Origin of the sequence: Pseudomonas macauensis (genome assembly GCF_047902425.1) — a bacterium.
In the GTDB taxonomy this organism is placed as follows: domain Bacteria; phylum Pseudomonadota; class Gammaproteobacteria; order Pseudomonadales; family Pseudomonadaceae; genus Pseudomonas.
Genome location: NZ_CP138377.1, coordinates 5,833,340 through 5,847,500, shown reverse-complemented (window position 1 = coordinate 5,847,500; position 14,161 = coordinate 5,833,340). Strand labels below are relative to the sequence as shown.

At 62.9% G+C, this 14,161-nt stretch carries 9 protein-coding genes and 2 rRNA genes (1 of these 11 only partly in view); 9 read left to right on the top strand and 2 right to left on the bottom strand.

Annotated features, from left to right (window positions below; all coding sequences use genetic code 11):
- The 9 genes from SD196_RS26715 to SD196_RS26675 all read left to right on the top strand — a co-directional run.
- Nucleotides 1-1,653, top strand: a 23S ribosomal RNA gene (locus SD196_RS26715) (it extends 1,239 nt beyond the left edge of the window).
- A 130-nt stretch (nucleotides 1,654-1,783) separates the two neighbouring features.
- Nucleotides 1,784-1,899: ribosomal RNA gene (rrf, locus tag SD196_RS26710) — 5S ribosomal RNA — on the top strand.
- Nucleotides 1,900-2,357: 458 nt separating this feature from the next.
- Nucleotides 2,358-3,329: a phosphate ABC transporter substrate-binding protein PstS gene (gene pstS / locus SD196_RS26705; RefSeq protein WP_243803870.1), complete on the top strand. Its 972-nt coding sequence runs from the start codon at nucleotides 2,358-2,360 to the stop codon at nucleotides 3,327-3,329.
- A 395-nt stretch (nucleotides 3,330-3,724) separates the two neighbouring features.
- Complete coding sequence (locus SD196_RS26700; RefSeq protein WP_275612035.1) at nucleotides 3,725-5,758, top strand: ABC transporter permease subunit; 2,034 nt, start codon at nucleotides 3,725-3,727, stop codon at nucleotides 5,756-5,758.
- Between the two features lie 24 nt (nucleotides 5,759-5,782).
- Nucleotides 5,783-7,459, top strand: a complete 1,677-nt coding sequence (pstA, locus tag SD196_RS26695; protein ID WP_275609296.1) for a phosphate ABC transporter permease PstA — start codon at nucleotides 5,783-5,785, stop codon at nucleotides 7,457-7,459.
- Between the two features lie 52 nt (nucleotides 7,460-7,511).
- Complete coding sequence (gene pstB, locus SD196_RS26690; RefSeq protein ID WP_331319551.1) at nucleotides 7,512-8,348, top strand: phosphate ABC transporter ATP-binding protein PstB; 837 nt, start codon at nucleotides 7,512-7,514, stop codon at nucleotides 8,346-8,348.
- Between the two features lie 85 nt (nucleotides 8,349-8,433).
- Entirely contained in the window at nucleotides 8,434-9,174 is a 741-nt protein-coding gene (phoU, locus tag SD196_RS26685; protein WP_275609295.1) for a phosphate signaling complex protein PhoU, read from the top strand.
- 133 nt (nucleotides 9,175-9,307) lie between these two features.
- A complete protein-coding gene (locus SD196_RS26680) occupies nucleotides 9,308-10,198 on the top strand; it encodes a response regulator (RefSeq protein WP_275609294.1) in 891 nt (296 codons plus the stop codon).
- A gap of 114 nt (nucleotides 10,199-10,312) precedes the next feature.
- Nucleotides 10,313-11,212 (top strand): peptidoglycan DD-metalloendopeptidase family protein, encoded by a 900-nt coding sequence (locus SD196_RS26675; RefSeq protein ID WP_275609293.1) that lies wholly within the window; start codon nucleotides 10,313-10,315, stop codon nucleotides 11,210-11,212.
- Nucleotides 11,213-11,362: 150 nt separating this feature from the next.
- On the opposite strand, the gene SD196_RS26670 is transcribed toward SD196_RS26675, so the two are convergent.
- On the bottom strand, nucleotides 11,363-12,703 hold the full coding sequence (locus tag SD196_RS26670; RefSeq protein WP_343578125.1) for a hemolysin family protein: 1,341 nt from the start codon (nucleotides 12,701-12,703) through the stop codon (nucleotides 11,363-11,365).
- A gap of 93 nt (nucleotides 12,704-12,796) precedes the next feature.
- Nucleotides 12,797-14,101, bottom strand: a complete 1,305-nt coding sequence (gene phoR / locus SD196_RS26665; protein WP_343578124.1) for a phosphate regulon sensor histidine kinase PhoR — start codon at nucleotides 14,099-14,101, stop codon at nucleotides 12,797-12,799.
- Between the last annotated feature and the right edge of the window lie 60 nt (nucleotides 14,102-14,161).

Genomic DNA, 14,161 nt, shown 5'->3' with positions numbered 1-14,161 from the left:
GAATGCTGACATGAGTAACGACAATGGGTGTGAAAAACATCCACGCCGAAAGACCAAGGGTTCCTGCGCAACGTTAATCGACGCAGGGTTAGTCGGTCCCTAAGGCGAGGCTGAAGAGCGTAGTCGATGGGAAACAGGTTAATATTCCTGTACTTCTAGTTACTGCGATGGAGGGACGGAGAAGGCTAGGCCAGCTTGGCGTTGGTTGTCCAAGTTTAAGGTGGTAGGCCGAACACTTAGGCAAATCCGGGTGTTCAAGGCCGAGAGCTGATGACGAGTCGTCTTTTAGATGATGAAGTGGTTGATGCCATGCTTCCAGGAAAAGCTTCTAAGCTTCAGGTAACTAGGAACCGTACCCCAAACCGACACAGGTGGTCGGGTAGAGAATACCAAGGCGCTTGAGAGAACTCGGGTGAAGGAACTAGGCAAAATGGCACCGTAACTTCGGGAGAAGGTGCGCCGATGAGGGTGAAGCATTTACTGCGTAAGCCCATGTCGGTCGAAGATACCAGGCCGCTGCGACTGTTTATTAAAAACACAGCACTCTGCAAACACGAAAGTGGACGTATAGGGTGTGACGCCTGCCCGGTGCCGGAAGGTTAATTGATGGGGTTAGCGAAAGCGAAGCTCTTGATCGAAGCCCCGGTAAACGGCGGCCGTAACTATAACGGTCCTAAGGTAGCGAAATTCCTTGTCGGGTAAGTTCCGACCTGCACGAATGGCGTAACGATGGCGGCGCTGTCTCCACCCGAGACTCAGTGAAATTGAAATCGCTGTGAAGATGCAGTGTATCCGCGGCTAGACGGAAAGACCCCGTGAACCTTTACTGTAGCTTTGCACTGGACTTTGAGCCTGCTTGTGTAGGATAGGTGGGAGGCTTTGAAGCGTGGACGCCAGTCTGCGTGGAGCCAACCTTGAAATACCACCCTGGCATGCTTGAGGTTCTAACTCTGGTCCGTCATCCGGATCGAGGACAGTGTATGGTGGGCAGTTTGACTGGGGCGGTCTCCTCCTAAAGAGTAACGGAGGAGTACGAAGGTGCGCTCAGACCGGTCGGAAATCGGTCGCAGAGTATAAAGGCAAAAGCGCGCTTGACTGCGAGACAGACACGTCGAGCAGGTACGAAAGTAGGTCTTAGTGATCCGGTGGTTCTGTATGGAAGGGCCATCGCTCAACGGATAAAAGGTACTCCGGGGATAACAGGCTGATACCGCCCAAGAGTTCATATCGACGGCGGTGTTTGGCACCTCGATGTCGGCTCATCACATCCTGGGGCTGAAGCCGGTCCCAAGGGTATGGCTGTTCGCCATTTAAAGTGGTACGCGAGCTGGGTTTAGAACGTCGTGAGACAGTTCGGTCCCTATCTGCCGTGGACGTTTGAGATTTGAGAGGGGCTGCTCCTAGTACGAGAGGACCGGAGTGGACGAACCTCTGGTGTTCCGGTTGTCACGCCAGTGGCATTGCCGGGTAGCTATGTTCGGAATAGATAACCGCTGAAAGCATCTAAGCGGGAAACTAGCCTCAAGATGAGATCTCACTGGGAACTTGATTCCCCTGAAGGGCCGTCGAAGACTACGACGTTGATAGGTCGGGTGTGTAAGCGCTGTGAGGCGTTGAGCTAACCGATACTAATTGCCCGTGAGGCTTGACCATATAACACCCAAACAATTTGTGTGTTCGATGGTGAAGTCGACGAACCGAAAGTTCGTGTGAACCGCAAAGACTGTCACATACCCGAATCTGGATGAGCGTGTGCGAATGCCACGAGCGTCCTAAAGAATTGCTTGACGACCATAGAGCGTTGGAACCACCTGATCCCATCCCGAACTCAGCAGTGAAACGACGCATCGCCGATGGTAGTGTGGGGTTTCCCCATGTGAGAGTAGGTCATCGTCAAGCTCCTATCCCAAAGCCCCTGGTTAGCGAAAGCTGGCCGGGGGCTTTGCTTTTGCGCGCGGAAAAGTTGGGCTGGGTGCAGCCCTCCACCCTACCCCGAACCTGTAGTGCGCGCTGAGACGGTGGCCATCGCGGACGGAGTCCGCTCCTGCGGGTGCAATGTCCAGATCGGAGCGCATGCGACGCTGCGTGCTGTGGCGTCATTTCATCGATTATGACGGTGTGGCTGTCTGTTAAGGCTCTCGAGCAAGCTCGCTCCTACAAGGGCATACAGGGCCCTTCCGCGGCTCTGGAGCACACCTTTCGCCATTTCCCCACGACTGTTTTGCCCTGCCATGCCGTTCGTGCAATCGGCTGATGGCATTTCATCCAACTGTCACATTCGCGTCATAGAGTCTTCATGCGGCCTGACGATACTGGCCCCCGTTCCATCCAACCCCATTCTCCTCAAGGAGCAAGGCATGAAACTCAAGCGTTTGATGGCGGCCCTGACCTTTGTCGCCGCGGGCGTAGGCACCGCCAGTGCGGTCGCCGCAATTGATCCGGCCCTGCCGGAATACCAAAAAGCCAGCGGTGTGTCGGGCAACCTGTCGAGCGTTGGCTCCGATACCCTGGCCAACCTGATGACCATGTGGGCCGAAGAGTACAAGCGCCTGTACCCGAACGTGAACGTGCAGATCCAGGCCGCCGGTTCCTCCACCGCGCCGCCGGCTCTGACCGAAGGCACCGCCAACCTGGGCCCAATGAGCCGCAAGATGAAGGACGTCGAGCTGCAGGCCTTCGAACAGAAGTACGGCTACAAGCCGACCGCTGTTCCGGTTGCCGTGGACGCCCTGGCGATCTTCGTGCACAAGGACAACCCCATCAAAGGCCTGACCATGCAACAGGTCGACGCCATCTTCTCCTCCACCCGTCTGTGCGGCGGCAAGTCGGAAGTGAAGACCTGGGGTGATCTGGGCCTGACCGGCGATTGGGCCAACAAGCCCGTGCAGCTGTTCGGTCGTAACTCCGTATCCGGCACCTACGGCTACTTCAAGGAAGAAGCCCTGTGCAAAGGCGACTACAAGCCGAACGTGAACGAGCAGCCGGGTTCGGCTTCCGTGGTTCAGTCGGTCAGCCAGTCCCTGAACGGCGTTGGCTACTCCGGTATCGGTTACAAGACCGCTAGCGTGAAGACCGTTGCCCTGGCCAAGAAGGAAGGCGGCGAGTTCATCGAAGACAACGAAACCAACGCCCTGAACGGTAGCTACCCGCTGTCTCGCTTCCTGTACGTCTACGTCAACAAGGCTCCGAACAAGCCGCTGAACCCGCTGGAAGCCCAGTTCCTGAAGATGGTGCTGTCCAAGACCGGCCAGCAGGTCGTGGTGAAAGACGGCTACATCCCGCTGCCGTCGAAAGTCGCCGAAAAAGCGATCAAGGACCTGGGTCTGTAATCAGCCCGCCAACCGGGCGGCCAGTGCCGCCCGGCATGGGCTGACGCCTTCCCGACCGGGCCCGCCAGCATGGCTCTGCTGGTGGGCTTTGTCGCGTCACCTCCATGTCATCTTTCTGTCACACAGAGCCGCTAGGGTGTCACTGCATGAACGACCTGGCCAACTCCCCGATGACTTCTTCTCTCCCCGAGCGGATCGATTTCAATACGCCTGCGCTGCAGCGCAAGCGCCGCATGCGTGCGCTCAAGGATCGACTCACCCGCTGGTACGTGCTGGTCGGCGGTCTCGCCGTCCTGGCTGCCATTACCCTGATTTTCTTCTACCTCGCCTATGTGGTGCTGCCGCTGTTCCGTGGCGCCACGCTGGAGGCGCGCGACCCCCTGGCTCCGGCCTGGCTGAAGACGGCGCAAGCGCCGCTGCTGCTGAGCATCGAAGAGCAGAACATGGTGGGCATGCGCGTCGCCGCCAACGGCGAGGTGGTGTTCTTCGACGCGAAGAAAGGTGACGAGATGGACCGCGTCGCGCTCAAGCTGCCTGCGGGCACCAGCGTGACCTCCATCGCCGAAGACCAGCCGGGTCAACCGACCGTGGCTCTGGGCCTGTCCAACGGACAGGCGCTGGTGTTCAAGCACACCTATAAGGTCACCTACCCGGACAACAAGAAAACCATCACCCCGCAGATCAGCTACCCCTATGGTGAGACCGCGATCAACCTGGATACCCAGGGCCGCCCGCTGGAGCACGTAGCGATCGTCTCGGGTGATGAAGGCCTGCTGCTGGCCGCCTCCACTGGCAGTCAGATGCTCCTGCTCAGCCTGACCAGTCAGGAAAACATGCTGACCGGCGAGACCTCGCTGGAAGAAGAACGTATCGACCTGCCGCAGATTGCCGAGCCGGTGAAGGCGATCTACATGGACCCGCGCAAGCAGTGGCTCTATGTGATCAATGGCCGCGCGCAAGCCGACGTGTTCAACCTCGGCACCCACCAGCTCAACGGCCGCTACAAGCTGCTGGATGACGCCTCCGCCGAAGTGACCGCCAGCAGCCAGCTGCTGGGAGGCATCTCGCTGATGGTCGGCGACTCCAAGGGCGGCATCGGCCAGTGGTTCATGGCCCGTGGCGAAGACGGCGAACCGCGCCTGTCCCATGTGCGCGACTTCAAGCTGGGCGACCAGCCGGTGACCGAAATTGCTCCCGAGCAGCGCCGCAAAGGCTTCCTGGCGCTCGACAAGCAGGGCAACCTCGGCATCTTCCACAGTACTGCGCATCGCACCCTGCTGGTGGAAAACGTTGCCCCGTCGGCCGGCCTGATGGCTCTGTCGCCGCGCGCCAACCGCCTGATCGTCGAGCAGGGCGGTGAACTGCGCCGCTTCAGCCTCAGCAACCCGCACCCGGAAGTGTCCTGGAGCGCGCTGTGGGGCAAGGTCTGGTACGAGAGCTACGACAAACCCAGCTACGTCTGGCAGTCCACCGCCGCAACCACTGACTTCGAGCCCAAGCTGAGCCTGTCGCCGCTGACCTTCGGCACCCTGAAGGCCGCGTTCTACGCGATGATCCTCGCAGCGCCGCTGGCCATCGCCGCCGCCGTCTACACCGCCTACTTCATGGCTCCGGGCATGCGCCGCAAGGTCAAGCCGGTCATCGAGCTGATGGAAGCGCTGCCGACCGTGATCCTCGGCTTCTTCGCCGGCCTGTTCCTCGCGCCTTACGTCGAAGGCCACCTGCCGGGCATCTTCAGTCTGCTGCTGCTTACGCCGCTGGGCATCCTGCTCGCCGGCCTGATCTGGAGCCGCCTGCCCGAACGCATCCGCCTGAGCCTGCCGGCCGGCTGGGAAGCGGCGATCCTGATCCCCGTGGTCCTCGCCACCGGCGCCTTTGCCCTGTGGATGAGCCCGCACCTGGAGACCATGTTCTTCGGCGGCGACATGCGCCTGTGGATCAGTCACGACCTGGGTATCACCTACGACCAGCGCAACGCCCTGGTAGTGGGCCTGGCCATGGGCTTCGCGGTGATCCCGAACATTTTCTCCATCGCCGAAGACGCCATCTTCAGCGTGCCCAAGAGCCTGACCTACGGCTCCCTGGCCCTGGGCGCCACGCCCTGGCAGACGCTGACCCGCGTGGTGATCCTGACCGCCAGCCCCGGCATCTTCTCCGCCCTGATGATCGGCCTGGGTCGTGCGGTGGGTGAGACCATGATCGTGCTAATGGCCACCGGCAACACCCCGGTGATGGATGTGAACATCTTCCAGGGCATGCGCACCCTAGCGGCGAACGTCGCGGTGGAAATGCCCGAGTCGGAGGTGGGTGGGACTCACTACCGCGTGCTGTTCCTCTCGGCACTGGTGCTGCTGTCCTTCACCTTCGTGATGAACACCCTGGCAGAGCTGATCCGTCAGCGCCTGCGCAAGAAATACGCGTCGCTCTAAGCGACGCCCGACGAGGCTAGTTCCGTGAAACAGAAACAGGAATCCGTCAAAGCGTGGTTCGCCAGCGGTACTCCCTGGGTGTGGATGAACGCCGGCGCGGTGTCCATCGCCGTGATCATGACCATCGGCCTGCTCGCCGTGATCGCCGTGCGCGGTCTCGGCCACTTCTGGCCGGCGGACGTGATCGAGGCGACCTACACCGTTCCCGGTGAAGCGCCCAAGACCCTGATCGGCGAAGAGGTGCAGGTCGAGCAGGTACCGCGTGAGCGTCTGCGCGGTGCCGGTCTGCCGGTGCCGGACAACGGCCCGGAGTTCATGACCCGCGAGCTGCTCAAGCTGGGCAACCGCGACCTCTACGGCAGCGACTTCTCCTGGGTGATCGGTGAGTGGCTGGGCGACAAGCGTCACCCGGCCGATCTGGTGACCCTGGAGCGCCGCGAGTGGGGCAACTTCTATGGCTATCTGCTGAACGTGAAGGAAAACGGCAAGGTGGTCGCCGAAGGTCCGGCCGCCATTGCCGAGCTGCAGACCCGTCTGAAGCGCGTCGACGAGCTCTACGCCAAGCTGTACCAGCTGGAGAAGAAGGACATCGGCGGCATCAACCACGGCCTCGAGCGCCTGCGCCTGAAAGAGCGCGGCCTGCAGCTCAACGGCAAGCTGGACGCCGCCGCCGAAGCCGATATCGCCGCCAGCCGTGCCGAGCTGAACGCCCAGTACAAGGTGCTGGAAGAGCAGCTCAATGCCCTGCACCAGGAATTCAACCGCGACAGCATCGCCATGCGCGATGCTACCGGCAAGGAAACCGAGATCACCCTGGGCAAGCTGGTGCACGCTTACCAGCCCAATGCCATGGGCATCGGCGCCAAGCTGAGCTTCTACTTCCAGAAGCTGTGGGAATTCCTCAGCGACGACCCGCGTGAAGCCAACACCGAGGGCGGCATCTTCCCGGCCATCTTCGGCACCGTGATGATGACCCTGGTAATGGCCGTGATCGTCACCCCGTTCGGTGTGATCGCCGCGGTCTACCTGCGCGAGTACGCCCGCCAGGGCCTGCTGACCCGCATCATCCGCATCGCGGTGAACAACCTCGCGGGCGTCCCGGCGATCGTCTACGGCGTGTTCGGCCTGGGCTTCTTCGTCTATGTGCTGGGTGGCTCAATCGACCGGATGTTCTTCCCCGAAGCCCTGCCGGCGCCGACCTTCGGCACGCCGGGCCTGTTCTGGGCTTCGCTGACCCTGGCGATCCTCGCCGTACCGGTGGTGATCGTGGCCACCGAGGAAGGCTTGGCGCGTATTCCGCGTGCCACCCGCGAAGGTTCCCTGGCCCTGGGCGCGACCAAGGCCGAGACCCTATGGAAAGTGGTCCTGCCGATGGCCAGCCCGGCCATGATGACCGGCCTGATCCTCGCCGTGGCCCGTGCCGCCGGTGAAGTGGCGCCGCTGATGCTGGTGGGCGTGGTGAAGCTGGCCCCGGCGCTGCCGGTGGACGGCAACTACCCGTACGTGCACCTGGACCAGAAGATCATGCACCTGGGCTTCCACATCTATGACGTCGGCTTCCAGAGCCCGAACGTCGAGGCCGCGCGCCCGCTGGTGTACGCCACCGCGCTGCTGCTGGTGATGGTCATCGCCCTGCTGAACTTCTCGGCCATCGCCATCCGTAACCGCCTGCGCGAAAAGTACAAGGCGCTGGAAAACTGATTCTGCCGGCGGCGGGCCAGGCCCGCCGCCAAGCCTCCAAGGGAGACTGAAGATGCAACAAGAAACCGCTACCCACGGCATCGACATCGGCGCGCTCGGCCGCGGCGACCGCCAGGGCATGAACCTGGAGAGCGAGACCGTCGCTCTCGAAGTACCCGGCCTGAGCCTGTTCTACGGCGAGAAGCAAGCGTTGTTCGACGTCAGCATGAACATCCCCAAGCAGCGCGTGACCGCCTTCATCGGCCCGTCCGGCTGCGGCAAGTCGACCCTGCTGCGCTGCTTCAATCGCATGAACGACTTGGTCGATGGCTGCAACGTGAAGGGCGAGATCCTTCTGGACGGCCACAACATCTTCGCCAAGAACGTGGACGTCGCCGAACTGCGCCGCCGCGTCGGCATGGTGTTCCAGAAGCCCAACCCGTTCCCCAAGAGCATCTACGAGAACGTGGTGTATGGCCTGCGCATCCAGGGCATCAACAAGAAGCGCGTGCTCGACGAAGCCGTTGAGTGGGCGCTGAAAGGCGCGGCCCTGTGGGACGAAGTGAAGGACCGCCTGCACGAGTCCGCCCTCGGCCTGTCCGGCGGTCAGCAGCAGCGTCTGGTCATCGCCCGCACCATCGCCGTGGAGCCGGAAGTCCTGCTGCTCGACGAACCCTGCTCGGCACTGGACCCGATCTCCACGCTGAAGATCGAAGAGCTGATCTACGAACTCAAATCCAAGTTCACCATCGTCATCGTGACCCACAACATGCAGCAGGCCGCGCGCGTCTCCGACTACACGGCGTTCATGTACATGGGCAAGCTGATCGAGTTCGGCGACACCGATACCCTGTTCACCAACCCGGCCAAGAAGCAGACCGAGGACTACATCACCGGTCGTTACGGCTAGTTTCGCGGTATTGCGTGCGCGGTAGAACTTCCCGGAGAACATCACAAGCCAGCGGCCCGGAGCCAGCGGCTTTCGCGGAGCGAACATGATCAACAAAGAAAGCCTGACCCACCACATCTCGCAGCAGTTCAACGCCGAGCTTGAAGATGTGCGCAGCCACCTGCTGGCCATGGGTGGTCTGGTGGAGAAGCAGGTCAACGACGCGGTCAACGCGCTGATCGACGCCGACTCGGGCCTGGCCCAGCAGGTGCGCGAGATCGACGACCAGATCAACCAGATGGAGCGCAACATCGACGAGGAATGCCTGCGCATCCTCGCCCGCCGCCAGCCGGCCGCCTCCGACCTGCGCCTGATCATCAGCATCTCCAAGTCGGTGATCGACCTCGAGCGCATCGGCGACGAAGCCTCGAAGATCGCCCGCCGCGCCATCCAGCTGTGCGAGGAAGGCGAGTCGCCGCGCGGCTACGTCGAGGTGCGCCACATCGGCAACCAGGTGCGCAAGATGGTGCAGGAGGCGCTGGATGCCTTCGCCCGCTTCGACGCAGACCTGGCGCTGTCTGTGGCGCAGTACGACAAGACCGTCGACCGCGAGTACAAGACCGCCCTGCGCGAACTGGTCACCTACATGATGGAAGACCCGCGCGCCATTTCCCGCGTGCTCAACGTCATCTGGGCCCTGCGTTCGCTGGAGCGCATCGGCGACCACGCACGCAACATCGCCGAACTGGTGATCTACCTGGTGCGCGGCACCGACGTTCGTCACCTGGGCCTGACCCGCATGAAGGAAGAAGTGCAGGGCACCGGTAACGGCAACAAGCCCGAATAAGGCTTGCGCCAGCGGCACCGACGAACCCGGCCAGGCGCCGGGTTCGTCATTTTATGGCCGACCGGTTCCGCGCCGATGGCATGTCGCCACTTAGCGAGGCTATTCTTCGCCCTATCGTTCGAAGGAGCTGCCGATGGGCAAGGTCAGTGTGCTGGTGGTGGATGACGCCCCGTTCATCCGGGATCTGGTGAAAAAGGGGCTGCGGGACCATTTCCCCGGCCTGCAGATCGAGGAGGCGGTGAACGGCCGCAAGGCGCAGCAGTTCCTCGCGCGCCAGAGCGTCGACCTGATCCTCTGCGACTGGGAGATGCCCGAGTTGTCGGGTATCGAGCTGCTTACCTGGTGCCGTGAGCAGGACGGCCTGAAGACCACGCCGTTCATCATGGTTACCAGTCGTGGCGACAAGGACAATGTGGTGCAGGCCATCCAGGCCGGCGTCTCCGACTTCATCGGCAAGCCGTTCTCCAATGACCAGTTGGTGAGCAAGGTGAAGAAGGCGCTGTCCCGCGCCGGCAAGCTCGAGGCACTGGCCGCCCAGGCGCCGCAGCGCAGCCTCGTCGGTTCCATGCCCAATGATTCGCTCAGTGCGCTGACCGGTGGCAAGGCTGATGTGGTGCGTCCGGCCCCAGCGCCACGTCCTGCTACTCCTGCTGCTACCCCGGCTGCCGCTGCGCCTGCCGCGCGTCCCGCCGCGAAGGGGCAGCAGGGCCAGTTGCGTCTGCCCCAGGCCAGCCTGCCGTGTGTGATCAAGGCCTTGAGCCTGAAGGAAGCGTTGCTGGTGGTGAAACGCGGTTCGCCGCTGCCACAGGTGCTGGAAAGCGCCGTGCTGGACTTGGAGGAAGACAGCGATGTGGCGCGGCTCAATGGCTACCTGCACGCCGTGGCAGCGCTGGAGCCCAAACCCGACAGCGAGTGGCTGCAGCTCACGTTCCGCTTCGTCGACCGCGATCCGCAGAAGCTCGACTACCTGTCGCGCCTGATCGCCCGTGGTAGCTCCCAGAAGCACTACGTGCCCGGCGCCTGATTGCGCGCCGACCGGTGGGCGGCACTGCTTCACACGCCGGCTGTCGGCAGGTCGCTCCGGGTCTGCCGCGCTGCTAGTCTTGCGGTTGTCGCCATACCTATAACCAGAGTCGACATGCTAGGGCGCAGTATCTTCCTGTGCGGTCTTTTGGCCGCATCAGGGACGGCTTCGGCCGTGACCATCTACAAGTACACCGACGCCAATGGCGTGGTCACCTACACGGACAAGGCCGTGCCGGGTGCGGCGGTGTTCGTCTTCCGCGACCGCATGGTCGAGCACCTGGAGCAGCAGGTGAAGCTTGAGACCAAGAAGCACGCCGGCGGCGAGACGCTGCAGGTGCGCAACGACCTGTACGCGCCAGTGGAAGTGGAGCTGAGCGTGACCGGTGCGCAGAACGCCATTGGCGTACCGGAGCGGCCGATCCGCTGGGTGCTGCCGCCGCGCAGCGCCATCCGCCTGGCAACGCTCACTCCGCGCGAGCCCGGCAAGCCCATGCTGTACAAACCCAAGCTGCGCTATGCCTTGGGCGATCCGCGTCCGCAACCGCTGGCTTACCAGTACGCGTTGCCCTGGGTGGGCGGCCCGTTCCGCCTGACTCAGGGCGCCAATGGCCGCTACAGCCATTTTACGCCCAAGGGGCGCTACGCCATGGACATCGCCATGCCGGTGGGGACGCCCATCATCGCGGCCCGTGGCGGCATGGTGGTGAAGATCGAGAACGGCCAGGACGGGCGCGGCAAGAACCCGTCCGGCAACTTCGTGCGCATTCTGCATGACGACGGCACCATGGGGGTGTACCTGCACCTGATGCGTGGCTCGGTGCTGGTCCACGAGGGGCAGCGCGTCGCCACGGGCACCTCCCTGGCGCGCTCGGGTAACACCGGCAACAGCAGCGGCCCGCATCTGCACTTCGTGGTGCAGCGCAACGTCGGCCTGGATCTGGTATCGATTCCCTACAACTTCGCCCAGCCGGTGGACACCCTGCCAAACTTCGCGGTGGTGAAGGAAAACTGAGACGTAATCCCCTACAATCAATGCCAGGTCTGCGGCTTTCGCTGTGCGCGAAAAAGCCGGACCGCGGAGAAGCTCCGCTCCTACGAGGGCGTACATGGCCAATAAAAAAGGCTGCCCGAGGGCAGCCTTTTTCGTTCATGGGCGTAGCCGTCAGTCCAGCTTCACCACCTTGGCGAGGACGATCTTCGGGCCTTTCATCTTCTTCACGATGATGCGCAGGCCTTCGGTATCGAGCACTTCCTCTTCTTCCGGCACGCGTTTGAGCGTGTCGTAGACCAGGCCGGCGAGGGTATCCGCCTCGACGTGGTCGAGGTCCAGGCCCAGCAGGCGCTCCAGCTTGAACAGCGGCGTGTCACCACGCACCAGCAGCTTGCCGGGCTGGTAGGCGACGATTCCGCGCTCGGCCTTGCGGTGTTCGTCCTGGATATCGCCGACCAGCACTTCCAGCACGTCTTCCATGGTCAGGTAGCCGATCACCTTGTGGTCGGCTTCCTCCACCAGGGCGAAGTGCGAGCCGCCCTGGCGGAACTGCTCCAGCAGGCGCGCCAGCGGCATGTGCTTGGTCACCATTTCCAGCGGATGGGTCAGCTCGTCGAGGTCGAAGGACTCCGGCAGGCTTTCCAGCGTGGTCAGGGCCAGCAGCAGGTCCTTGATGTGCAGCAGGCCGATGAACTCGCCCTTGCCGCTGTCGTACACCGGGTAGCGGCTGTACTTGTGGCGGCGGATGGTGGCGAGGATGTCGTCCAGCGGCGCGCTGCGTTCCAGGTAGACCAGATCCTCGCGGGAGTTGGCCCAGTCCACGACTTCCAGTTCGCCCAGTTCGACTGCGGAGGCCAGTACGCGCATGCCCTGGTCGCTGGGGTCGTGGGCGCGGCTGGAGTGCAGGATCAGCTTGAGCTCGTCACGGCTGTAGTGATGTTCGTGGTGCGGGCCCGGTTCACCCTGGCCGGCGATCTTCAGGATGGTGTTGGCACTGGCATTGAGCAGCCAGATCGCCGGGTACATCAGCCAGTAGAACAGGTACAGCGGCACAGCGGTCCACAGCGACAGCAGCTCGGGCTTGCGGATGGCCCAGGACTTGGGCGCCAGCTCGCCGACCACGATGTGCAGGTAGGAAATGATGAAGAACGCGGTGAAGAACGACACGCCGCGGATGACTTCCTCGGAGTGCACGCCGACCGCGCCCAGCAGCGGCTCGAGTAGTTCGGCGAAGGCCGGCTCGCCGACCCAGCCCAGGCCCAGGGAGGCCAGGGTGATGCCGAGCTGGCAGGCGGAGAGGTAGGCGTCGAGCTGGTTGTGCACCTTGCGCAGGATGGTGCCCCGCCAGCCGTGCTGCTTGGCGATGGTCTCCACGCGGGTGGAGCGCAGCTTGACCATGGCGAACTCGGCGGCCACGAAGAAACCGTTGAGCACGACGAGGAAGAGAGCGAAGAGAATCAGGCCGAAATCGGCGAAGTAGGTCAGGAAGTTGCTACTAGGGGAAGGGTCCATGGTTCTGTTGGATAAGGAATGGACGGACAAGAATGCGGTTCACGGACGCCACTGGCAAGCCCGCTGATTGCAAACTCATGTGTACGAGCGCCCTCAGGCGCGACGCTCGACTTGTTGCGGCGGGAAGTGGCAGGTGAAGCTGCTGCCCTTGCCCGGCACGCTGCTGATATCCAGGGTGCCGCGATGGCGCAGCAGCACGTGCTTGACGATGGCCAGCCCCAGGCCGGTGCCGCCGGTACTGGCGTTGCGGCTGGAGTCGACGCGGTAGAAGCGTTCGGTCAGGCGCGGCAGGTGCTTCGGATCGATGCCGATGCCGCTGTCCTGCACCGCCAGGTGTGCGCCCTGGTCGTCGGCCCACCAGCGAATGCGGATCTCGCCTTCCTCGGGGGTGTATTTCACGGCGTTGAACACCAGGTTGGAGAAGGCGCTGCGCAGCTCGGTCTCGCTGCCCTTGAGCTTCACCTTGGCGTCGGCCTCCAGGCTGATGCGGTGGTTGCGCACGCCGGAGAGCGCCTGGGCATCGTTACGGATCGACAGCAGCAGCAGGTCGATCGCCACCGGCTTGTTGTCGCCCGGGTAGTCCGTGGCTTCCAGCTTGGCCAGCAGGAGCAGATCGTTGAGCAGGTTCTGCATGCGCCCCGCCTGCTGCTGCATCTGCTGCAGCGCGCGGGTCCAGCGCGGGTTCACGTCCTCGACGTTGTCCAGCAGCGTCTCCAGGTAGCCGGCGATCACCGTCAGCGGGGTACGCAGCTCGTGGGAGACGTTGGCGACGAAGTCCTTGCGCATCTGTTCCAGCTGATGGACGCGGGTCACATCGCGCACCAGCATCAGGTGCTCGCCGGCCCCGTAGATGGTGATGTGGAACTGCAGGCGCAGGTTGTCGTTGATCGGCGAGGTGAGCTCCAGCGGCTCGCGGTAGTCCTCGTGGGCGAAGTATTCCTTGAAGCGCGGATGGCGGACCAGGTTGGTCACCGGCTGGCCACCGTCCTGCGGGCTCTTGAGGCCGAGCAGGCGTTCGGCGGACTGGTTCCACCACTCCAGGTTGCCGTCGCGGTCGAGCAGGATCATGCCGTCGCGCAGGGCCGCGGTGGACTCCTGCATGCGGTCGATCACTGCCTGCAGCCGGCCGCGCGCCTTCTGGTTGCGCCGCTGCAGGTGATAGATGCTGTCGAACACCTCGCCCCACAGGCCGTAGCCGTCGGGTGGGGCCTCATCGCTCTGGTGGGTCTTCAGCCACTGGTAGAGGCGCAGCAGCTGCCAGAGGGTCCAGCCGAGGTAGGCAGCCAGGGCCGCTGCCAGGGCCCAGCCCCATTGGCCGGAGATCAGTCCGACCAGCAGGCCGCCGCCGACGACTAACAACAGGTGGCGAATCAGCACGCCACTCCAGTTCTGGGTCACGAAATTCCGTTCCTTGTACCCGTCTTTGAGGGGCTGATGACGCTTCGCCGCGAGCCGCGT

Bases quoted from the DNA above. Each gene is read 5' to 3' on its own strand.
- pstS (WP_243803870.1), top strand. From the start codon at position 2,358: ATGAAACTCAAGCGTTTGATGGCGGCCCTGACCTTTGTCGCCGCGGGC.
- pstB (WP_331319551.1), top strand. From the start codon at position 7,512: ATGCAACAAGAAACCGCTACCCACGGCATCGACATCGGCGCGCTCGGC.
- phoU (WP_275609295.1), top strand. From the start codon at position 8,434: ATGATCAACAAAGAAAGCCTGACCCACCACATCTCGCAGCAGTTCAAC.
- SD196_RS26680 (WP_275609294.1), top strand. From the start codon at position 9,308: ATGGGCAAGGTCAGTGTGCTGGTGGTGGATGACGCCCCGTTCATCCGG.
- SD196_RS26675 (WP_275609293.1), top strand. From the start codon at position 10,313: ATGCTAGGGCGCAGTATCTTCCTGTGCGGTCTTTTGGCCGCATCAGGG.
- SD196_RS26670 (WP_343578125.1), bottom strand. From the start codon at position 12,703: ATGGACCCTTCCCCTAGTAGCAACTTCCTGACCTACTTCGCCGATTTC.